The 20,617-nt window shown below is 70.9% G+C and carries 17 protein-coding genes; 11 read left to right on the top strand and 6 right to left on the bottom strand.

Going from position 1 to position 20,617, the window contains the following annotated elements:
- Window positions 1-28 precede the first annotated feature (28 nt).
- The 3 genes from ITI46_RS19245 to rsmI all read right to left on the bottom strand — a co-directional run bounded on the left by ITI46_RS19245 (window position 29) and on the right by rsmI (window position 2,294).
- Window positions 29-919, bottom strand: a complete 891-nt coding sequence (locus tag ITI46_RS19245) for a TatD family hydrolase (RefSeq protein WP_209240900.1) — start codon at window positions 917-919, stop codon at window positions 29-31.
- Window positions 920-973: 54 nt separating this feature from the next.
- Window positions 974-1,264, bottom strand: coding sequence for a hypothetical protein (locus ITI46_RS19240; protein ID WP_209240899.1), 291 nt, complete (start codon window positions 1,262-1,264; stop codon window positions 974-976).
- A 157-nt stretch (window positions 1,265-1,421) separates the two neighbouring features.
- Entirely contained in the window at window positions 1,422-2,294 is an 873-nt protein-coding gene (gene rsmI / locus ITI46_RS19235) for a 16S rRNA (cytidine(1402)-2'-O)-methyltransferase (RefSeq protein WP_209240898.1), read from the bottom strand.
- Window positions 2,295-2,401: 107 nt separating this feature from the next.
- Between rsmI and ITI46_RS19230 the strand changes: the two genes are divergently transcribed.
- The 6 genes from ITI46_RS19230 (at window position 2,402) to ITI46_RS19205 (ending at window position 12,079) form a co-directional block, all read left to right on the top strand.
- Window positions 2,402-4,198 carry a dolichyl-phosphate-mannose--protein mannosyltransferase gene (locus ITI46_RS19230; RefSeq protein ID WP_209240897.1) on the top strand — a complete coding sequence of 599 codons (1,797 nt, stop codon included), beginning with the start codon at window positions 2,402-2,404 and terminating at the stop codon, window positions 4,196-4,198.
- Between the two features lie 344 nt (window positions 4,199-4,542).
- Window positions 4,543-6,186, top strand: coding sequence for a penicillin-binding transpeptidase domain-containing protein (locus tag ITI46_RS19225; RefSeq protein ID WP_209240896.1), 1,644 nt, complete (start codon window positions 4,543-4,545; stop codon window positions 6,184-6,186).
- 147 nt (window positions 6,187-6,333) lie between these two features.
- On the top strand, window positions 6,334-7,206 hold the full coding sequence (locus tag ITI46_RS19220; protein ID WP_209240895.1) for an EamA family transporter: 873 nt from the start codon (window positions 6,334-6,336) through the stop codon (window positions 7,204-7,206).
- 74 nt (window positions 7,207-7,280) lie between these two features.
- Window positions 7,281-9,167 (top strand): ABC-F family ATP-binding cassette domain-containing protein, encoded by a 1,887-nt coding sequence (locus tag ITI46_RS19215; RefSeq protein ID WP_209240894.1) that lies wholly within the window; start codon window positions 7,281-7,283, stop codon window positions 9,165-9,167.
- Window positions 9,168-9,425: 258 nt separating this feature from the next.
- Complete coding sequence (locus tag ITI46_RS19210) at window positions 9,426-11,168, top strand: PQQ-binding-like beta-propeller repeat protein (protein ID WP_209240893.1); 1,743 nt, start codon at window positions 9,426-9,428, stop codon at window positions 11,166-11,168.
- A 236-nt stretch (window positions 11,169-11,404) separates the two neighbouring features.
- Window positions 11,405-12,079, top strand: coding sequence for a helix-turn-helix transcriptional regulator (locus tag ITI46_RS19205; protein WP_209240892.1), 675 nt, complete (start codon window positions 11,405-11,407; stop codon window positions 12,077-12,079).
- Between the two features lie 308 nt (window positions 12,080-12,387).
- Here ITI46_RS19205 and ITI46_RS19200 read toward each other — a convergent pair whose 3' ends face one another.
- Together ITI46_RS19200 and ITI46_RS19195 are read right to left on the bottom strand one after the other, a co-directional pair.
- Window positions 12,388-12,708: a hypothetical protein gene (locus ITI46_RS19200; protein ID WP_209240891.1), complete on the bottom strand. Its 321-nt coding sequence runs from the start codon at window positions 12,706-12,708 to the stop codon at window positions 12,388-12,390.
- A 27-nt stretch (window positions 12,709-12,735) separates the two neighbouring features.
- Window positions 12,736-14,406 (bottom strand): sodium:solute symporter family protein, encoded by a 1,671-nt coding sequence (locus ITI46_RS19195; protein WP_209240890.1) that lies wholly within the window; start codon window positions 14,404-14,406, stop codon window positions 12,736-12,738.
- A gap of 209 nt (window positions 14,407-14,615) precedes the next feature.
- Between ITI46_RS19195 and galT the strand changes: the two genes are divergently transcribed.
- The 5 genes from galT to ITI46_RS19170 all read left to right on the top strand — a co-directional run bounded on the left by galT (window position 14,616) and on the right by ITI46_RS19170 (window position 19,819).
- Complete coding sequence (gene galT / locus ITI46_RS19190; RefSeq protein ID WP_209240889.1) at window positions 14,616-15,731, top strand: galactose-1-phosphate uridylyltransferase; 1,116 nt, start codon at window positions 14,616-14,618, stop codon at window positions 15,729-15,731.
- 158 nt (window positions 15,732-15,889) lie between these two features.
- A complete protein-coding gene (gene galE / locus ITI46_RS19185; protein ID WP_209240888.1) occupies window positions 15,890-16,897 on the top strand; it encodes a UDP-glucose 4-epimerase GalE in 1,008 nt (335 codons plus the stop codon).
- Window positions 16,894-18,051 (top strand): galactokinase, encoded by a 1,158-nt coding sequence (gene galK / locus ITI46_RS19180; protein WP_209240887.1) that lies wholly within the window; start codon window positions 16,894-16,896, stop codon window positions 18,049-18,051. The genes galE and galK overlap by 4 nt, the downstream gene beginning before the upstream one ends.
- Before the next feature lie 280 nt (window positions 18,052-18,331).
- Window positions 18,332-19,279 (top strand): helix-turn-helix transcriptional regulator, encoded by a 948-nt coding sequence (locus tag ITI46_RS19175; protein WP_209240886.1) that lies wholly within the window; start codon window positions 18,332-18,334, stop codon window positions 19,277-19,279.
- A 108-nt stretch (window positions 19,280-19,387) separates the two neighbouring features.
- Window positions 19,388-19,819 carry a PPOX class F420-dependent oxidoreductase gene (locus ITI46_RS19170; protein WP_247746229.1) on the top strand — a complete coding sequence of 144 codons (432 nt, stop codon included), beginning with the start codon at window positions 19,388-19,390 and terminating at the stop codon, window positions 19,817-19,819.
- 19 nt (window positions 19,820-19,838) lie between these two features.
- On the opposite strand, the gene ITI46_RS19165 is transcribed toward ITI46_RS19170, so the two are convergent.
- Window positions 19,839-20,600 (bottom strand): SDR family NAD(P)-dependent oxidoreductase, encoded by a 762-nt coding sequence (locus tag ITI46_RS19165; protein ID WP_247746228.1) that lies wholly within the window; start codon window positions 20,598-20,600, stop codon window positions 19,839-19,841.
- Between the last annotated feature and the right edge of the window lie 17 nt (window positions 20,601-20,617).

The raw sequence follows: 20,617 nt of genomic DNA, 5'->3' as shown, positions 1-20,617 counted from the left end.
GGCTCACGATCCGGCCTCGGCAGTGCCCTCAGTAACCGAAGGCTCTCGCCGTGTTGGCGGCCACATGACGGGCCAGCCGCTCCTCGTCCATACCCTTGGCGGCAGCCATCGCGCGCAGGGTGATCGGGATGAGATACGGCGCATTGGGCCGGCCCCGATAGGGCGCGGGCGTCAGGAACGGCGCGTCCGTCTCCACCAGCAGCAGCTCGGGCGGTGCCACGGCGACCGCGTCCCGCAGCGGCTGCGCGTTCTTGAACGTGACATTTCCGGCGAAGGACATGAAATACCCCTTGGCCGCGCACAGCTCGGCCATCTCGGCGTCACCGGAGTAGCAGTGGAAGACGGTGCGCTCGGGGGCGCCTTCCTCGTCCAGGATGCGCAGCACGTCAGCGTGGGCTTCGCGGTCGTGGATGACCAGAGCCTTGTCCAGCCGCTTGGCCAGCTCGATGTGGGCGCGGAACGAGCGCTGCTGCGCGGCGACGCCCTCGGGGCCGGTGCGGAAGTAGTCCAGACCGCTCTCGCCGACGGCCAGTACGTGCCCGAGCGCGGCGAGCTTCTCGATACCGGCCAGCGCCTCGTCCAGCGTCTCCTCGCCGCCCTCGGCGCTCAGCCGGGGCGCCTCGTTGGGGTGGAGGGCCACGGCGGCCCAGACGTTCTTCCACTCGGCGGCCGTCTCGGCGGCCCACCGGGAGCGCTCCAGATCACAGCCGACCTGGATGACCGTCGTCACACCCACGGCCGCAGCGGCGGCGAGCGCGTCGGCGACCGGGGACTCCTGCATGTCCAGGTGGGTGTGGGAGTCGGCGACCGGAAAGGCGAGCGGCTCGGGCGGCGGCGGAGGTGCCTGGGCAGCGCGGGCCTTCGCGGCGTTCGTCGCCGGGCTGTTCGCTGCGCTGTTCCCAGTCGCGGAGGTGGACATACCGGCGATGATAAATCGCCGGTATGTCACTGCTTCCGGTGGTGGGAAGTGCCCTCAGTGGTGCGGCAGCGCTGCCTCCGCCGTGGAGACGCGCCCCGAACGCATGATGCGGACGACGTGGCCGTCACAGAAGCGGCACGTGGGCTTGGTGAGCGGCGACGGGACGCGCTTTCCGTCCTCGTAATACACGACCAGGGGCCTGCCGTCGGTGTATTCCAGGTGCTGTATCTCGTACTCCTGCTCCCACCCGTGTCCGCATTTCATACAGGCGAACGAATACGCCTCATGCACCGTTTCCCGCGCCGAGTTGGCGATTTCCCTGCCGTTGCCGCTCTCGTGCTTCATGGCAGCTCCTTCCTTGCGGGCGAGCGAGGTGACGCCCACAGCCAGTGCACTCCTCGTATGAGCGCACTGGAAGGAAGGCCGGTGCGGCTTTTCCTCGGTATGGGGAAATTTGGGCGAAGCGTCAAGGTGGAGGGCGCCCATGGACCCTCCCTTTGCTTTACCGCGCAAGTCCTTTACCCGGCTGCCCGCCCGCCTTTTTTGCGGCGACCACCGCGTCGAAGACCTCCCGCTTCGGCACTCCCGCCTCCCGTGCCACCTCGGCGATCGCCTCCTTGCGCTGCTGACCCGCCTGCTCGCGCTCCGCGACCCGGCGCACCAGCTCCGCCGCGTCCGCCTCGCCCCCCGCCGGCGCCTCGGCGCCCCGTACGACGACGGTGATCTCGCCGCGCACGCCCTCGGCGGCCCACTGCGCCAGCTCGCCCAGCGGGCCGCGCCGCACCTGCTCGTAGGTCTTGGTCAGCTCCCGGCACACGGCGGCCTGCCGCTCGGGGCCGAAGACCTCGGCCATGGCGTCGAGTGTGGCCGCCAGCCGGTGCGGCGCCTCGAAGTAGACCAGCGTGCGCCGCTCGTCGGCCGCCTCCCGCAGCCTGCCGCGCCGCTCGCCCTGCTTGCGCGGCAGGAAGCCCTCGAAGCAGAACCGGTCCACCGGCAGCCCGGAGACCGCCAGCGCCGTCAGCACAGCCGAGGGCCCCGGCACAGCGGTGACGTGCACCCCGCGCTCCACGGCCGCCGCCACCAGCCGGTAGCCCGGGTCGGAGACGGAGGGCATGCCCGCGTCGGTCACCAGCACCACCCGCGCCCCGTCCACCAGCGCCTCGGCCAGCTCGGGCGTACGCGCCGCCTCGTTGCCCTCGAAGTAGGAGACGATCCGGCCGGCCGGCTCGACGCCCAGCGCCTGGGTCAGCCTGCGGAGCCGCCGGGTGTCCTCGGCGGCGACGACGTCGGCGGCCGCCAGCTCGGCCGCGAGCCGCGGCGGGGCGTCGGCGGGGTCACCGATCGGGGTTCCGGCGAGTACGAGGGTTCCAGTCACCCGTCCATCCTCGCAGCGTCCACCGGCCGCCCTCACCCGTCACCCACCCGGCCGGTTCGTACGACGGCGGCGACGCGCTCGCACACGGCGCCCCCGCGATCCCTACGATGGCCCGCGTGACGACCAGTGACACCGTGGGGGACGCCGACCGCGAACAGGGCGGGCCCGGCAGCCCGGACCGCGAGGGCAGCAGCGGGAGCGGGCACGGCCCCCCGAAGCTCCCCAGGTGGCAGGTGCGGCTGCGCAGGTTCGGCTACGCGGCCCGGCCGCGCGCCGGTGTCGGCGAACGGCTCACCCCGCCGTTCCCGGAGCCCGATCCGCGGCCCGGCGCCGTCTTCGGGCTGGCCCCTGAGCTGTCGCTGCGGCTGGCGCGCTGGGCGGCCTGGGGCGGGCCGCTGCTGGTCGCGCTCTGCGCGGGGGCGCTGCGCTTCTGGCAGCTGGGCTCCCCGCACGCCGTCATATTCGACGAGACGTACTACGCCAAGGACGCCTGGTCCCTGATCCACTACGGATACGAGGGCACCTGGCCGGACAACGCCAACGACAAGATCCTCGGCCACCCGCAGCACATCCCCCTCTCGCCGGAGGGCTCCTACGTCGTCCACCCGCCCATCGGCAAGTGGATCATCGGGCTCGGCGAGGCCGTCTTCGGGCTGAATCCATTCGGCTGGCGGTTCATGGTGGCGCTGCTCGGCACCCTCTCGGTGCTGATGCTGTGCCGTATCGGGCGGCGGCTGTTCCGCTCGACGGCGCTGGGGTGCCTGGCCGGCGCCCTGATGGCGGTGGACGGGCTGCACTTCGTGATGAGCCGCGCCGCGCTGCTGGACCTGGTGGTGATGTTCTGGGTGCTGGCCGCTTTCGGCTGTCTGCTGGTGGACCGCGACCGTACCCGGGAACGGCTCGCCGCGCGGCTGCCGCGCGGCGGCACCGACGAGGGGCCCGAGACCGGTGTGCCGGTGCCGGACGCCTTTGTCGGCGACCGGGCCGGGCTCGGCCTGCGGCCCTGGCGGCTGGCGGCCGGCGTGTGTCTGGGGCTGGCCTGCGCCACCAAGTGGAACGGCCTCTATGTGCTGGCCGCCTTCGGCCTGTTGACGGTTCTGTGGGACATGGGCGCACGCCGCACCGCGGGTGCCTCGCGGCCCTTCCTGGCGATGCTCCGCAAGGACGCGCTGCCCGCCTTCGTCTCGCTGCCGGTGGTCGCGGTGGTGACCTATGTCGCCTCCTGGACGGGCTGGTTCGCCACCTCCGGGGGCTACTTCCGCGACTGGGCGGACAAGCGGGGCGCCGCGGGCCCCTGGGGCTGGCTGCCAGGACCGCTGCGCAGCCTGTGGCACTACGAGAGCGAGGTCTACGACTTCCACGTCAACCTCACCTCGGGGCACACCTATCAGTCCAACCCGTGGAGCTGGCTGGTACTGGGCCGGCCCGTCTCCTACTTCTACGAGTCGCCCAAGGCGGGCACCGACGGCTGCACGGACAAGGCACAGGGCTGCGCCAGGGAAGTCCTCGCGCTGGGCACCCCGGTGCTGTGGTGGGCCGCCTGCGTCGCCCTCGTCTACGTCTTCTACCGCTGGTTCTTCCGCCGCGACTGGCGCGCGGGCGCGATCCTGTGCGGGGTCGCGGGCGGCTATCTGCCCTGGTTCGCCTACCAGGAGCGCACCATCTTCCTCTTCTACGCCGTGGTCTTCCTCCCCTTCCTGTGCCTCGCCCTCGCCATGGCGGCCGGCGCGCTGGCCGGGCCGCCGGGTACGGACGACAGACGGCGCACCCTGGGCGTGGTCACGGTGGGCGTCGTCGGGCTGCTCATCGTCTGGAACTTCATCTATTTCTGGCCCATTTACACCGGCCAGACGATCCCGGTGGGGGAGTGGCGGCACCGGATGTGGCTGGACTCGTGGATCTGAGCGTCCGGCAACGGCCGGGGATCCAACGGCAACCGAGGACGACCGCGATCACAACGTTCGGATGACTCGAAGATCGCGATTCGGACACATGGCCGTGTTCCGGAACCGATCGCCCCGCGCTGCTCGTCTGCCTCAGGGGCCGCGGGAGCGTGGCCGCCGCGGCGCGGTGGTTCCGTTCTCCGGCCGGATTTCCCGGAACCGGTGAATCCTGGAAACCAGATCTCCGGAAGAAGGGGCCGAACGGGCATACCGGGACACGTTCTGTCATGAACGTGCTCTAGGGTGCCTCGCGTCAGGACTTCGGCCGCACAAGGCCAAAGGCGGGGTGGAGGGTCAGAACTCGGATGCGCGACACACAGAAGATGGCCGTGATCGGCGGGGTCGCCGCCGTCGTCGTCGGGCTCACCGGCGTCGGCGTCTACGCCCTGGTCGACAGCGACGGTGAGGAGCCCAAGAGCACCGTCGCCGCCGACGACGAGGGCAAGGCGCCGAGCAAGGCCGCGAAGGGTCCGCTGAGCGCGCACGAAGTGCGCACCGCCGCGAAGGAGTTCCTCGGCGCCTGGGCCGGTGGCGACGCGAAGAAGGCCGCCAAGCTGACCGACGACCCCGCAAAGGCAGGCAAGGCGCTGGCCGCCTTCCGCAGCAAGGCGCGCATCTCCAAGGTCGCCGCCTCGGCGAAGGCGGCCGACGGCGAGAAGGTGCCCTTCCATGTGGCCGCGCGGATCGCCTACGGCGACAAGCGCTCCGCCTGGACGTACGACTCCGCGCTGGAGATCGTCCGCGCCTCCGGCACCGGCGAGCCGGTGGTCGACTGGAAACCGTCCGTGCTGCACCCCAAGCTCAAGGACGGCCAGGCCATCAGGACCGACGAGTCGGGCACCCCGCCCGTCACCGCGGTCGACCGCGACGGCCAGGTGCTCAGCGCCGCCGAACACCCCACCCTCGCCGATGTGATCACCGACATCGGCAAGCGCTACGGCGACAAGACCGACGGCTCCGCAGGCGTGCAGACCCGTATCGTCGACGCCAAGGGCAAGACGAAGACCGTGCTGCGCCAGCTGTCCAAGCCCTCACCGGGCAAGCTGAAGACGACCCTCGACGCCAAGGTGCAGCGCGCCGCCGAAGCCGCCGTACGCGGCAAGGCAAAGGCGTCCGTCGTCGCCGTCAAACCCAGCACCGGCGAGATCCTGGCCATCGCCAACTCCCCGGCCAAGGGCTTCAACAGCGCCCTCCAGGGCTCGCTGGCCCCCGGCTCCACCATGAAGGTCATCAGCAGCACCATGCTGATGGACAAGGGCCTGGCCTCGCCCGGCAAGGCGCACCCGTGCCCCAAGTACTTCGAGTACGGCGGCTGGAAGTTCCAGAACGACAAGAAGTTCGAGATCAAGAACGGCACCTTCGCGCAGAGCTTCGCCCGCTCCTGCAACACCGCCTTCATCAGCCAGGCGCCCAAGCTGAAGAACGACGACCTGACCAAGGAGGCCCGCGAGGTCTTCGGAATCGGCCTCGACTGGAAGACCGGCACCGGCACGTTCGACGGCAGCGTCCCCGTGCAGTCCGGCGCCCAGATGGGGGCCTCCCTCATCGGCCAGGGCGCCGTGCGGATGAACCCGCTCAACATGGCCTCGGTCTCCGCCACCGCGCAGAGCGGCACCTTCAGGCAGCCGTATCTGGTCTCCCCGTCGCTGGACAAGCGCACCCTCGCCAAGGCGTCGCGCACCATGAAGCCCGGCGTGAACAAGGACCTCAAGTCCCTGATGAAGCTCACCGCCACCAGCGGCACCGCGGCCGAGGCCATGTCCGGGCTCAGCGGCGATGTCGGCGCCAAGACCGGCTCCGCCGAGGTGGACGGGCAGAAGAAGCCCAACGCCTGGTTCACCGCGTACTCCGGTGACGTCGCCGCTGCGGCCGTCGTGCCCGCCTCCGGGCACGGTGGCGACAACGCGGGCCCCGTCGTCCGCAAGGTCCTGGAGGCCGCCGGGGGTTGATCCCCCCGCCCTGTGCTCCGGCCCACTCGCCGCTGCTGCGGCGGGTGGGCCTTTGCATGCACCCCGCGGCCCCGAGGCCGGTCAACCCGGCGGTAGCGTCCCGTACATGACGCATGCACCTCGCAGGAGCGCCGTGGACGGCGGCCGGTGACGCCGATAGTCGTCGCCGCGGTGCTGGCCGCGGCGCTCACCCATGCCACCTGGAACGCGCTGGCGCACGGCATCCGCGACCAGCTGCTCGCCTTCACCCTGGTCGGCAGCGGCGGCAGCCTGTGCGGTGCCGTACTGGCCTGCTTCGTGCCGCTGCCGGCCGCCGCGGCCTGGCCGCCCCTTCTGCTGTCGGCCCTGCTGCACGTCGTCTACCAGGCGCTGCTGATGCGCTCCTTCCGGATGGGGGAGTTCGGGCAGATGTACCCCATCGCGCGGGGTACGGCGCCGCTGGTGGTGACCGTGCTCGCGGCGGTCTTCGTGCACGAGATGCCCGGCCCCTGGCAGCTCGCCGGAGTGCTGCTGGCCTCCGCTGGGCTGGTCGGCGTCGCTCTGTGGGGGCTGCGCGGCAGCGGGCGGGACGGCGGGGAGCGGGCGGCCGCGCCGCAGTGGCCGGCCCTGACGGCCGCCGTGTGCACGGGGCTCGCCATCGCGTCGTACACCGTCGTGGACGGGGTGGGCGTACGGGCCTCCGGCACCCCACTCGGCTACATCGCGTGGCTGATGTTCCTGGAGGGGCTGGCGATCCCCGCGTGGGCGCTCGCCACCCGCCGCCGTCAGCTGGCCGCGCAACTGCGCCCCATCGCGCTGCGCGGGCTGCTGGGCGGCGCGCTGTCGGTGCTGGCGTACGGGCTGGTGCTGTGGGCGCAGACCCGGGCACCGCTGGCACCGGTTGCGGCGCTGCGGGAGTCCTCGATCATCGCCGGGGCCGCGATCGGCGCCCTCTTCTTCAAGGAGCGCTTCGGCTGGCCCCGCACCGCCGCGAGCGTGCTGATGGTGGGCGGCATAGCGCTGATGCTGCACGGCAGCTGAGCCCGGGCACGGGCGCTGCCCGGCGGCCCCCCGCGCGGGGCTACCCTTGGGGGCTGGTCCCCAACAGGAGTGAGATGGCTGGCAACCGCGGCACCCCCGTGAACCTCGTCAACCTGGAAGCCGTCGACAAGGTGCACGGCACGCGCACCCTCCTCGACGCGGTTTCCCTGGGCGTCAGCGAGGCCGACAAGATCGGCGTCGTGGGCCGCAACGGCGACGGGAAGACCACCCTCATCAAGATCCTCGCCCGCGAGGAGGAACCGGACGCGGGCCGGGTCACCCACGCCGGCGGTCTGCGCCTCGGCGTGCTGACGCAGCACGACTCCCTCGACCCGCAGGCCACCGTCCGGCACGAGGTGGTCGGCGACATGGCCGACCACGAGTGGGCGGGCGTCGCGCGGGTCCGCGACGTGCTCACCGGACTCTTCGGCGGCCTGGACCTGCCGGGCTTCCCGCAGGGCCTGGACACCGTGATCGGCCCGCTCTCCGGCGGTGAGCGCCGCCGGATCGCGCTGGCCAAGCTGCTCATCGCCGAGCAGGACCTGATCGTGCTGGACGAGCCCACCAACCACCTCGATGTGGAGGGCATCTCCTGGCTGGCCGGGCATCTGCGCGCCCGCCGCTCCGCGCTGGTGTGCGTCACGCACGACCGCTGGTTCCTCGACCAGGTCGCCACCCGGATGTGGGACGTGCAGCGCGGCGCGGTGCACGAGTACGAGGGCGGTTACTCCGACTATGTCTTCGCCCGCGCCGAGCGGGAACGTATCGCCGCGCAGGAGGAGACCAAGCGGCAGAACCTGATGCGCAAGGAGCTGGCCTGGCTGCGGCGCGGCGCTCCGGCCCGCACCAGCAAGCCGCGGTTCCGCATCGAGGCGGCCAACGCGCTGATCGAGGGCGAGCCGCCGCCGCGCGACAGCCAGGAGCTGATGCGGTTCGCCAACTCGCGGCTGGGCAAGACCGTGCTGGACACGGAGGACGTGACCGTACAGGCCGGGCCCAAGGTGCTGCTCAAGCATCTGACGTGGCAGCTGGGCCCCGGCGACCGGATCGGCCTGGTCGGCGTCAACGGCGCCGGCAAGACCTCACTGCTGCGGGCGCTCGCCGATACCGCGTACACCGGTGGTGAGCAGCAGTCACCGCTGGTGACCGAGGGCCGGATCAAGGTCGGTAAGACGGTGAAGCTCGCGTACCTCTCCCAGGAGGTCGCCGAGCTGGACCCGGCGCTGCGCGTCCTGGAGGCGGTCGAGGCCGTACGCTCCCGGGTCGAGCTCGGCAAGGGCCGGGAGATGACGGCCTCGCAGCTGTGCGAGAAGTTCGGCTTCGCCAAGGAGAAGCAGTGGACGCCGGTGGGCGACCTCTCCGGCGGTGAGCGGCGGCGGCTGCAGATCCTGCGGCTGCTGATGGACGAGCCCAACGTCCTCTTCCTTGACGAGCCGACCAACGATCTGGACATCGAGACCCTCACACAGCTGGAAGACCTGCTGGACGGCTGGGCGGGCTCCCTGGTCGTCATCTCGCACGACCGGTACTTCATCGAGCGCACCACGGACCGCGTCCACGCGCTGCTGGGCGACGCCACGCTGCGGATGCTGCCGCGCGGTATCGACGAGTATCTGGAGCGCCGGGCCCGGATGGAGGCCAGGGCAGCGGCCGCAGCTCCCGCCGCCGCCCCGCAGCGGACCGCGGCCGACGCGGCCGCCGACGCGTCCGGCAAGGCGCCTGCCAAGGCGCCCGCCAAGCCCGCCGCGCTCTCCCGGGCGGCGCAGAAGGAGATGCAGCGGATCGAGCGGCAGCTGGAGAAGGCCGAGCAGCGGGAGGCGGCCCTGCACGCCGAGATGGCCGAGCACGCCACCGACTTCGAACGGGTCGCGGGCCTGGACGCCGAACTGCGCGAGGTGCGGGGCAAGCGCGAGGAGCTGGAGATGCGCTGGCTCGAACTCGCGGAGTCGGAGGGCGCTTGAGAAGGGCCCTTGGGAAGGGCCTTGGGGAGAGCCGTTGAGAAGGGCGCCTGAGAAGGGCGTTCGAGATCAGGCCGTAATCCAGAACTCCGGCTCAAAAGGAACCGGCGCGGTGGCTGGATCGTGTCCGATGGTAGAAAGAACTTCCGCTCTGAAGTCTGCCATTGGCAGGCCACATGTCCGATTCGCTCGGCCCTACGGGGGTTTGCCCACCAAGGGTTGAAGGTCCGGCGCCGGTCTGCCCGTAACGAGGGATTGTTCATGTCGCAGCCGCCTCCGCCGCCTAGCCAGCCGCCATCCGGAGGCTTCGGCGCGCCGCAGGAACCGGGTGATCCGCAGGGCCGGCCGTCCTACGGTTACCCGCAGCAGCCCCCGCAGCCTCCGCAGGCGCCCGGACAGCCGCCGGAGCCGCCGCCCGGTTACGGCTATCCGCAGCAGAACGCGCACGCGGCGCCCACGCAGGCCGCCTTCGGTGCGGTGCCCCCGCCGTCCGGGCCGCCCGCGCCTCCCGGCCCGCCCCCCGGGACGCCGGCGCCTCCCGGCCCGCCGCCCGGTGGCTACGGGCAGCAGCCACCGGCCGGTTATCCGTACGCCAACACGGGCAGCATGCCCGGCGGCGGTGGCGGCAACAACAACACCAAGATCATCGCAGTGGTCGCCGGCGTTGTCGTCGTCGCGCTGATAGCGGTCGTCGGTGTCTTCTTCCTGACCAAGGACGACAAGAAGAAGGACGAGTCCAAGGGCGGTGGCGGCTCCTCGCAGAAGAAGGACCCCAACAAGGCGCCGAAGGACCCGCAGGCCAAGCAGATCGTCGACATCAAGGCCCCCGAGGTCAAGGACGTCACGACCGTCGCCGGGGCCTGGGCCACCGACAAGGTGTTCGCCAAGTCCTCGGTGCGGGAGATGATCGTCCAGGACCTCAAGACGCGCAGCCAGACGAAGATCCCGCTCAAGGGCAACGTCTGCGCGGCCTCCAACGAGATGACCAAGGACCACAAGGTCGCCGTCGTCGTCCAGGAGACGATCTCCAACAGCGCCGACTGCACCCGTATGGTCATCGTGGACCTGGACGCGAAGAAGATCGCCTGGGACCAGACGATGCCCAACGCGGACACCAGGTCCATCGACAACGTCGCCATCAGCGGCGACACCGTCGCCTCCGCCTGGATCGGCGGCTCGGTCGGCTACAAGATCTCCTCGAAGAAGAAGCTGTGGGCGGCCAAGCCCAGCAACTGCCGCGACGTCGGCTATCAGGGCGGCAAGTCGCTGGTCGCCGTCGTGGAGTGCGGCAACGACTACGACAAGCCACAGGTCTCCGTGCAGAAGCTCAACCCGGACAACGGCAAGGCCACGTGGAAGTACGAGCCGCCCAAGGGCGCCAAGAACGTCCGGGTCGCCTCCACCGACCCGCTGGTGCTGGTCGCCGGCGCCGGCAGCGAGCTGACCAGCGATGTCTTCACCATCGGCGAGGACAAGAAGCTCAAGGGCCAGATCTCGCTGGGCGACCGCTACAACAAGCCCTGTGAGCTGGAGGTCAACGGCTGCTACGGCATGGCGGTCGGCCCCGACACGGTCTACCTCTCGACGGCCGAGCACGACGGCAAGAGCGGCGACCTGTCCGACACGAACGAGATCATGGCCTTCGACTTCAACACCGGTAAGCCGAAGTGGAAGTCGCCCGCCGGCGCCGACCGCAACATCATCCCGTTCAAGATGCAGGGCACCCACGTGCTGGGCTACAAGACGCCCAGCCTGGGGCACGGCGGCGTGATCGTCAGCGTCGACCCGAAGAACGGCAAGCAGACGACGCTGCTGAAGATGCCCGCCTCCGACTTCGACCAGGGCGAGCAGGCGTTCTCCGTCGACGCCTACTCGGTGGACGCCCCGCTGATCTTCGAGGACAACAGGTTCTTCCTCCAGGACAACCTGATCTCGGAGCGGCGCTCGTCCATCAGCAAGGAGGTGCCGCGGCTGGCGGTCGGATTCGAGCCGACCAGCGGCTGAACGGGTAGCCGCACCGCCGCATAACAGGCGGCAGCAGTGACCGCGTTGGCCCGTCACGGTGCGCCGTGACGGGCCAACGGCTGTCTTCAGGCGCCTGGTTCAAGCCCTCCCTTGGGGATTTCAGCCCGTAAGGGGCGCGGAACGGCGAGTGAGCGTGTAGCTTCCCGGAGAACAAAGAGGGGCTCGCGTGGCGGGGGTACGGGGCCATCGGGAGTGTTGTGGGGGGAGCGAGCTTGATGAGCGTGCGGCTCATGGTCGTCGACGACCACCGCCTGCTCGCCGAGGCTCTGGCCTCGGCGCTGAAGCTGCGCGGGCACCGCGTGCTCGCGGCGGCCGCGCCGAGCGGCGGCGCGGCAGAGCTGGTGATCAGCAGAGCACCTGAGGTGTGTCTGCTGGGTACGGCGACGCCCGCCGAACCGGGCGTCTTCGATCCGGTGGTACGGATCAAGAGAGAGAAGCCGCAGATCGCGGTGGTGGTGCTCGGCCCCGTTCCGAGCCCGCGCGGGATCGCCTCCGCCTTCGCGGCGGGGGCGTCCGGCTATGTACGGCACGACGAGCGGATCGAGGGCGTCGAACGGGCCATGGTCAAGGCCAGGGCCGGGGAGGCGGCCGTCGCCCCGCAGCTGCTGACGCAGTCGTTCGCCGAGCTGCTGAACCCGGCCGCCGAACCGGACGACGAAGGCGCCCGGCTGCTGCAGATGCTGACCCCGAGGGAGGTGGAGGTGCTGGTACGGGTCGCCGAGGGCGAGGACACCCGCCTGATCGCCGCCGGCATGGGCATCGCCCCCTCGACGGCCCGCACCCACGTGCAGCGCGTCCTGATGAAACTGGGCGTCGGATCACGCCTGGAAGCCGCCGCCCTGGCCGCCCGCACAGGCCTGCTGGACCGCGCGGGCAACCGCGCCCCGTAAAGGGGCGCGGTTGACCAAGCGCAGCAGATGCGCCCCGTAAGGGGCGCGGGGAACTGCGCGCCCGGCCACGATGCGCCCGCAGCCCGCGGACGGCCCAGAGGGGCAGCCCTTGCCCGTCCCGTACCCCGCAAGGGGCTGCGCTTGCCCACCCTGCGCCTTGGGGGTACCCCCTGCTCGAAGAGCTTGGGGGAGCAGACTGCCCAAGCGCAGCGGACAGCGGGGCAGACGTGCCCCGTAAGGGGCGCGGGGAACTGCGCGCCCAGCCACAACACAACCCGCAGCCCGCGGACGGCCCAAAGGGGCAGCCCCTACTCGGACGCGGTGTCCTCCACCGCCGGCGGCGGAATCGTGGGACTCAGCCTCAGCCACACCAGGAAGGCCCCGCCAAGGACCAGCATGGCGATGCCCGTCCACAGGTTGATGTTGATGTCCTGCGCCTTCTTGATGTCCTCGTCCGAAGCGAACACCCCCGCGATGGTGACGATCACGCCGTAGACCACGAACAGACCGCCGATGATGCGCCGTACATCGAAGAGGCGGGCCGCGGTCTGCGACCGCCGCTCCAGTTCCTCGACGTCGTTGGCCACTTGCTGCGCGGCCGGCTTTGAACTGCTGTTGCTGTCACTCATAGGGCTTCAAGTCCTCCGCGTCGGAGCTCAGAAGGAGAAGGGGACGTAGCACAGGGCCGCGAGGATCACCGCGCCCCAGCCCAGCAGCGCGGGCTTGCGGTACCACGCGTCGTCGCCCTTGCCGGGCGGTTCCGGCTCGCCCGGCGAGCGGGTGCCGTAGACGAGCCCCGCGAGTTCCTCGGCGGGCTTGGGCTTGGTGAACAGCGTGACGGCCACCATCACCACGGAGCCCACGACGAAGGCCACGATGGAGGAGACGAAGTTGGCGCCCTGGTCGCTGGGGATGTCGATGACGCCCTGCTTGTAGAACCAGAAGTAGTTCACCATCGCACCGACGGTGCCGCTCAGCAGTCCCCAGAACCCGGCGGCCGGCGTGGTCTTCTTCCAGAACATGCCGATGATGAAGACGACGAACAGCGGCACGTTGAAGAAGGAGAACAGCGTCTGGAGGTAGTTCATGATGTTGCTGAACGAGGAGGCGATGAACGCGGTCCCCATGCCGATCAGCACACCGACGACGGTGACCCAGCGTGCCGTGGCCACATAGTGCTCGTCCGGCTGGTCCTTCTTCAGATACGCCGCCCAGATGTCGTTGGTGAAGACGGTGTTGAAGGAGGAGATGTTGGCGGCCATACCGGCCATGAACGCCGCCAGCAGACCGGTGACCGCGATGCCGAGCACACCGTTGGGCAGCAGGTCGCGCATCAGCACCGGGATGGCGTCGTTGTACTGCAGGCCGTCCTCGGTCTTGCCCAGCGTCGGCTCCATGACGAGCGCGATCAGGCCGGGTATGACCACCACCGCCGGGATGAAGATCTTGGGGAAGGCCGCGATCAGCGGGGTGCGCTGGGCCGCGGAGAGGTTCTTGGCGGACAGTGCGCGCTGCACCTCGGCGAAGTTGGTCGTCCAGTAGCCGAAGCTCATCACGAACCCGAGGCCCAGCACGATGGTCAGCCAGTTGGCGCCCAGGGGGTTGGCGGAGCCGATGCCGGTGCCGTCCCAGGCGGTCATGAAGGCGCTGCCCTTCTCACCGGAGAGGGTGTCGCTGATGCCGCCCCAGCCGCCGACGCGCTTGAGGCCCACGACGGTGAGCGGGATCAGCGCGGCGAGGATCACGAAGAACTGCAGCACCTCGGTGTAGATCGCCGAGGAGAGGCCGCCGAGCGTGATGTACGCGAGCACGAAGAAGCCCGCGACGACGATGGAGATCCACAGCTCCCAGCCCAGCAGCGCCTTCAGTACGAGCGCGAGTGCGTAGAGGTTGACGCCCGCGATCAGCACGGAGGAGACGGCGAAGATCACCGAGCTGAGCAGGTGGGAGGAGGGCCCGAACCGGTGCAGCAGGAACTCGGGCACCGAGCGGACCTTGGAGCCGTAGTAGAACGGCATCATCACCAGGCCCAGGAAGACCATGGCGGGGATGGCGCCGATCCAGTACCAGTGCACGGTGTAGACGCCGTACTGGGCGCCGTTGGCGGCCATCCCGAGGATCTCGGTGGCGCCGAGGTTGGCGGCCACGAAGGCGAGGCCGGTGATCCAGGCGGGGAGCGACCGGCCGGAGAGGAAGAAGTCGAGGCTGGTCTTCACACTGCGCCGGGCGGCGAAGCCGATCCCGAGTACGACGGCGAAGTAGATGCCGAGGAGTGTGTAATCGAGTCCGTTGGTGGGGAGCCGTAGCCCTTCGGCCAGGTGCAACATGGGTCACTCGCTTCATTGCGCGATCGGAACGGACGCGAACGTACTCCTGAGGTTTCAACTTTTGAAAGGTCATGTTGCAAGAGTTTGTTTGATTGTGATGATTCACTTCCGGGGCTGGCTGCTCAGGGCGAAGCCGCCGAGCTGCGCATGTTGGCTCATGGTTCCTTGTGTGTGATTATGTTTGAGGTCCAGGAACGAGGAGCCATCCGGTGAAGAAGACCTCAGGCCGTCTGGCCGACGGCCGCGAGATCGTTTACTACGACCTCCGCGACGATGCTGTCCGTACCGCCGCCGACCGGCGTCCGATGCCCGGCATGGAGGCGCTCTCCGAGATCCGGCACGATCCGCTGCTGGACGAGTGGGTGGGCGTCACCGCACACCGCAACGCCCGCACCTACCATCCGCCGGCCGACGAGTGCCCGCTGTGCCCCTCCCGCGAGGGGCGGATGAGCGAGATACCGGAGGCCGACTACGACGTCGCCGTCTTCGAGAACCGCTTCCCCTCCTTCCGGGGCGCACCCGGCAAGGAGGAGAGCGAGGGCCCCTCCGGGCTCTTCCGGCACGCGGCAGGCGCCGGCCGCTGCGAGGTGGTCAGCTTCACCTCCGACCACCACGCCTCCTTCGCCGACCTCGACGAGGAGCAGGCCCGCCTGGTCCTGGAGGTCTGGGCCGACCGCACCGCCGAGCTGGCACAGTCGCCCGGCGTCGGGCAGGTGTACTGCTTCGAGAACCGCGGCGAGGAGATCGGGGTGACCCTCTCCCACCCGCACGGCCAGATCTACGGCTATCCGTTCACCACCCCGCGCACGGCCCGCATGCTGCGCTCGCTGGACGCGTACGGCAGGCGCCACGGCGGCGGCAACCTCTTCGACGACCTCGTCGCCGCGGAACGCGCCGCCGGTGAACGGATCGTCATCGACGGCGAACACTGGACGGCGTTCGTCCCCTACGCCGCGCACTGGCCCTATGAGGTGCACCTGTACCCCACCTCCCGGGTGCCCGATCTGACGGCGCTCGGCGAGGAGGCCCGCGCCGAGTTCCCCGGCATCTATCTGGAGCTGCTGCGCCGCTTCGACCGGATATTCGGCGAGGGCGAGCCCCGCACCCCCTACATCGCCGCCTGGCACCAGGCACCGTTCGTCCAGGAGTCCGGCCCCCGCCGCGCGGCCCGCGAGCGGTTCGCGCTGCATCTGGAGCTCTTCACCATCCGACGGGCTCCCGGCAAGCTGAAGTTCCTCGCGGGTTCCGAGTCCGGCATGAACGTGTTCATCAACGACGTGCCCCCGGAGACCGCCGCGCGGCGGCTGCGGGAGGTGGCTTCATGAAACCCACAGGAAGAGGTGGTTTCGTGGGCGCCGTGGGACAAGCAGCGACACGGATGAGGGACATTCGTGAGTGACGCACACGCGGCTGCCGGGCCGCAGTCGACGACGGCGCGTGAGGCTGCCGCGTGGGCGGAGAAGCGAACAATAGGGAAGAGGCAATGGCTAAGTACCTGGTGACCGGCGGGGCCGGATATGTGGGCAGTGTGGTGGCGGCGCACCTGCTGGAGGCGGGCCACACCGTCACGGTCCTCGACGACCTCGACACCGGTTTCCCGCAGGGCGTACCGGCCGGCGCCGAGTTCGTCGGCGGCCGCATCCAGGACGCGGGGCGGGTGCTGGACGCCTCCTACGACGGCGTGCTGCACTTCGCCGCGCACTCCAAGGTGGGCGAGTCCGTCGAGAGGCCCGAGAAGTACTGGCGCAACAACGTCGGCGGCACCATCGAGCTGCTGGCCGCGATGCGCGAGGCGGGCGTGCGCAAGCTGGTCTTCTCCTCCACGGCCGCCGTCTACGGCGAGCCCGAACGCACCCCGATCACCGAGACCGACCCCGCAGCGCCCACCAGCCCGTACGGGGCCTCGAAGCTGGCCGTCGACCACATGATCGGCGGCGAGTGCCTGGCACACGGCCTGGCCGCCGCCTCGCTGCGCTACTTCAACGTCGCCGGCGCCTACTTCACCGCCGACGGCACCGCGTACGGCGAGCGCCACGACCCCGAGTCGCATCTGATCCCGCTGGTCCTCCAGGTCGCCCAGGGCCGTCGCGAGACGATCTCCGTCTACGGCGACGACTACCCCACCCCCGACGGCACCTGCGTGCGCGACTACATCCACGTCGCCGACCTGGCCAAGGCGCACCTGCTCGCCCTCGACCACGCGGCCCCGGGCGAGCATCTGATCTGCAACCTCGGCAACGGCAACGGCTTCTCCGTACGGGAGGTCATCGAGACCGTCCGCAAGGTCACGGGCCACGAGGTGCCTGAGAAGACCGGCCCGCGCCGGGGCGGCGACCCCGCCGTCCTGGTCGCCTCAGCCGACCGGGCCCGCCGGACGCTGGGCTGGCGGCCGGAGCGCAGCGGACTGGAGGAGATCGTGGCGGACGCCTGGCGGTTCGCGCAGCACGCAGCGGACGAGGCACAGCAACCGACACCGGAGGGCACCGCGTGAGCCAGGACGCAGCAGAGGGCTTCCGGGAGGTCTACGGCGCCGGCCCCGAGGGCGTCTGGGCGGCGCCGGGGCGGGTCAACCTGATCGGCGAACACACGGACTACAACGACGGTTTCGTGATGCCCCTCGCCCTCCCGCACACCGTGCACGCCGCTGCCGCCCGGCGCGACGACGGCGTACTGCGGCTGCACTCCGCGGACGTGCCGGGCGCCGCCTACCAGCTGCGCCTGGACGAGCTCACCCCCGGCGCCGACGGCGGCTGGGCCGCGTATCCATCCGGTGTCGTATGGGCGCTGCGCGAGGCGGGGCTGCCGGTCGGCGGCGCCGATGTGCAGATCACCAGCACGGTGCCCACCGGCGCCGGGCTCTCCTCCTCGGCCGCGCTGGAGGTCGCCACCGGCCTGGCGCTGTCCGAGCTGTACGGTCTCGGCCTGTCACGGGCCGAGCTGGCGCGGCTGTGCCAGCGGGCCGAGAACGACTTCGTCGGCATGCCCTGCGGGATCATGGACCAGATGGCCGCCGCCTGCTGCACCGAGGGCCATGTCCTGCACCTGGACACCCGGGACCTGACGCAGCGCCAGGTCCCGTTCGACCTCGCGGCCGAGGGGCTGCGGATGCTCGTCGTGGACACCCGCGTCAAGCACACCCTGGCCGACGGCGCCTACGCGGGACGCCGCCGGGCGTGCGAGGCCGGCGCGGCGGCGCTCGGGGTGCCGGCCCTGCGCGATGTGGCGTACGAGGAGCTCGACGCGTCCCTCGCACGCCTGGACGCCCGGCTGGACGACCCCGAAGTACGCGGCTGTGTACGGCACATCGTCACGGAGAACCGGCGCGTCGAGGAGACGATCGCGCTGCTGGACGCCGGTGACCCGCGCGCGGTGGGCGCGGTACTGACCGCCGGGCACGCCTCGCTGCGGGACGACTTCCGCGTCTCCTGCGCGGAGTTGGACCTGGTGGTCGAGGAGGCGCTGGCAGCGGGCGCGCTCGGCGCCCGGATGACCGGCGGCGGCTTCGGCGGCTCGGCGGTGGTGCTGGCCGAGGAGAGCCGGACGGAGAAGATCGGCGCGGCGGTGACCTCGGCCTTCGAGGCCGCGGGCCACCTGGTGCCGCAGGTGTTCGAGGCGGTGCCGAGCGCGGGCGCGCGGCGCTTGTGAGGCGCGCGTGTTCCCGGCCGCCGATGTGCGCTCCCGACGCGCCCTGGCGCACCCCCGTGGGGTCACGGGTAGAACGAGTTTTGTGAATTGCCTTCCGTTGTCACAGCTCGGCCGTACTCTGAACGTTGTGCACAGCACCGGTGGGGGCCGGTGCTGATCAGGGGGCGAGACAGCCGGGTACGACGCTCAGGGGCGGGGTAGACAGCGAACACGGCGGCGGCCGTGTCGATGGCGCGCTTTCCCGCGCATGGGCGCCGTGCCCGCACTGCCAGGGGGTGCCATGCAACGTATTCGTGTGCTGGTGGTCGACGACCATCGCATTTTCGCCGAGTCCTTGGCCGCCGCGCTCGCGGCCGAGCAGGATGTCGAAGTGGGCGCGGCGGGCAGCGGTGCGGCGGCGCTGCGTCATCTGGAACGCGGCGCGGCCGAAGGCCGCCGGTTCGATGTCCTGCTCGTGGACGCCGACCTCGGCGCACCGCTGAACGGAGCAGCGCAGACACCGCACCACCCGGCCACGCTGCCCGGCCCCGGCCCGGTGCCGGGCCAGGGCGCGCCGCCCCACCCGGGGACGGCACGGGCGAACGGCGAGAAGCCCGCCCACGCTCCCGTCCCCGCACCGGCTCCGGGCAAGCTGCCCGGCGCGCTGGACGACCCCGCGCAGGGCAAGGGCACCCCCGGTCAGGGCGGCGCCGCGGTGCCGGCGGCCGAATCCCCGCCCGCCATGGCCGCCTCCGGTGGGTTACCGCTGGTGGCGCGGGTCCGCGCCGACTATCCGACGGTGCGCACCGTCGTCCTCGCCGAGCGCGACGATCCCCGGCACGCCGCCGCCGCGCTCCAGGCGGGCGCGGGCGGCTGGGTCGCCAAGGACTGTTCACTCTCCCGGCTCCTCCAGGTGATCCGCGGCGTCCTCAAGGACGAGACGCATCTGCCGCCGGCGCTGCTGACCGGCGTCCTCAAGGAGCTGACGGCCAGCCGCAAACACCGCACCGAGAGCGAACGCCTCGTGGAGTCACTGACCCCGCGCGAGCGGGAGGTGCTGCGGTGCATGGTGGCGGGGCTTGGCCGCAAGGCCGTCGCGGAGCGGCTGTATCTCTCGCCGCACACGGTGCGGACCCATATGCAGAACGTGCTGGGGAAGCTGGGCGTCCACTCCACGCTGCAAGCCGTCGCCCTGGCCCGGCGCGCGGGGGTGGGCCCGGCCGAGCTGGAGCCGGCCGGAGCACGCTGACGCGCTTGCCCCGTGGTGTCGGCCCAGGCCGTCCGCCTCTCGCCCTAGGCTCTGCGGTCCGATCACTTCCGATCGCATCGGAAGCCCGACGACCGTGGAGACGTGGCGATGCAGCAGATGTCCGAAGCCCAGTGGCGCGACTTCGTCCTGACGGGCACCCGCACCGGCAAGCTGGCGACCACCCGCAAGGACGGCCGCCCCCATGTCACCCCGGTGTGGTTCGTGCTGGACGAGGAGGGCCGGCTGCTCTTCAACACGGGCAGCCACTCGGTGAAGTACCACGCCCTGCGCCGGGATCCGCGCTTCGCGCTGTGCGTGGACGACCAGGAGCCGCCCTTCAGCTTTGTGATGCTGGAGTGCGTCGCGGCGGAGTTCGTGGACGACGTGGAGCTGATGCGCGAGTGGGCCACCCGCATCGGCGGCCGCTACATGGGCGCGGACCGCGCGGACGAGTACGGCGCGCGCAACGCCGTCCCGGGCGAGTATCTGGTGCGGGCCCGTATCGAACGGGCCGTCGCCTACGCGGACATCGCCGACTGAGCAGCGCGGGGCGGGCCGCTCAGACCGAGTTCTTGAAGACGCTCCAGCCCCCGTCCACCACCAGCCCGGCACCCGTCACGAACGAGGCGTCGTCCGAGAGCAGGAAGGCGATGGCGGCGGCGACCTCGTCGGGGCGCCCATGACGGCCCATCACCGTCTCCGCCGCGGCCTGCCGCCGGTCGTCCTCCCCGACCCCGTCCCAGGCGGGCGTCATGACCGGGCCCGGCAGTACGGAGTTGACCCGCACCCGCGGGCCGAAGTCCGCGGCGAGCTGGCGCCCGAGTCCGGTCAGCCCCGCCTTGCTGGCGGCGTACGCGGGCCGCCCGTGCAGTCCGACCAGGGCGTGTACGGAGGAGGTCAGTACCACGGCGCCGCCCCGCTCGCGCAGATCAGGCACGCAGGCCCGTACGCCCAGGAAGGCGCCGGTCAGATTGACCCCGAGCTGGGCCTCCCAGTCGGAGAGGGAGATCTCGTCGGCGGCGCCGTCGCGCACCAGTGCCGCGTTGCAGACCAGCCCGTCCACGGGACCGAACCCCTGACGTGCGGTCTGCACCGCGCGTGCCCAGGCCGGTTCGTCCGTGACGTCGCCGAGGACGAACGCCGCCCGGCCGCCCGAGGCCGTGATCTCCCGCGCGGTGCGGTGCGCCCCGGCCTCCTCCTTGTCGAGGATGACGACGGCCGCCCCCTCGTCGGCCAGCCGGTGCGCTGTCGCCGCACCGATGCCGGAGCCGCCCCCGGTGATGACGACCGTACGTGACTCGAAGCGCGCGCCCATGGCCATGCGCGTGATCTGTCTCT

It is taken from the genome of Streptomyces oryzae, from assembly GCF_017676365.1.
Classification (GTDB): Bacteria; Actinomycetota; Actinomycetes; order Streptomycetales; family Streptomycetaceae; genus Streptomyces; species Streptomyces oryzae.
This window is presented reverse-complemented; position numbering and strand designations above follow the sequence as displayed.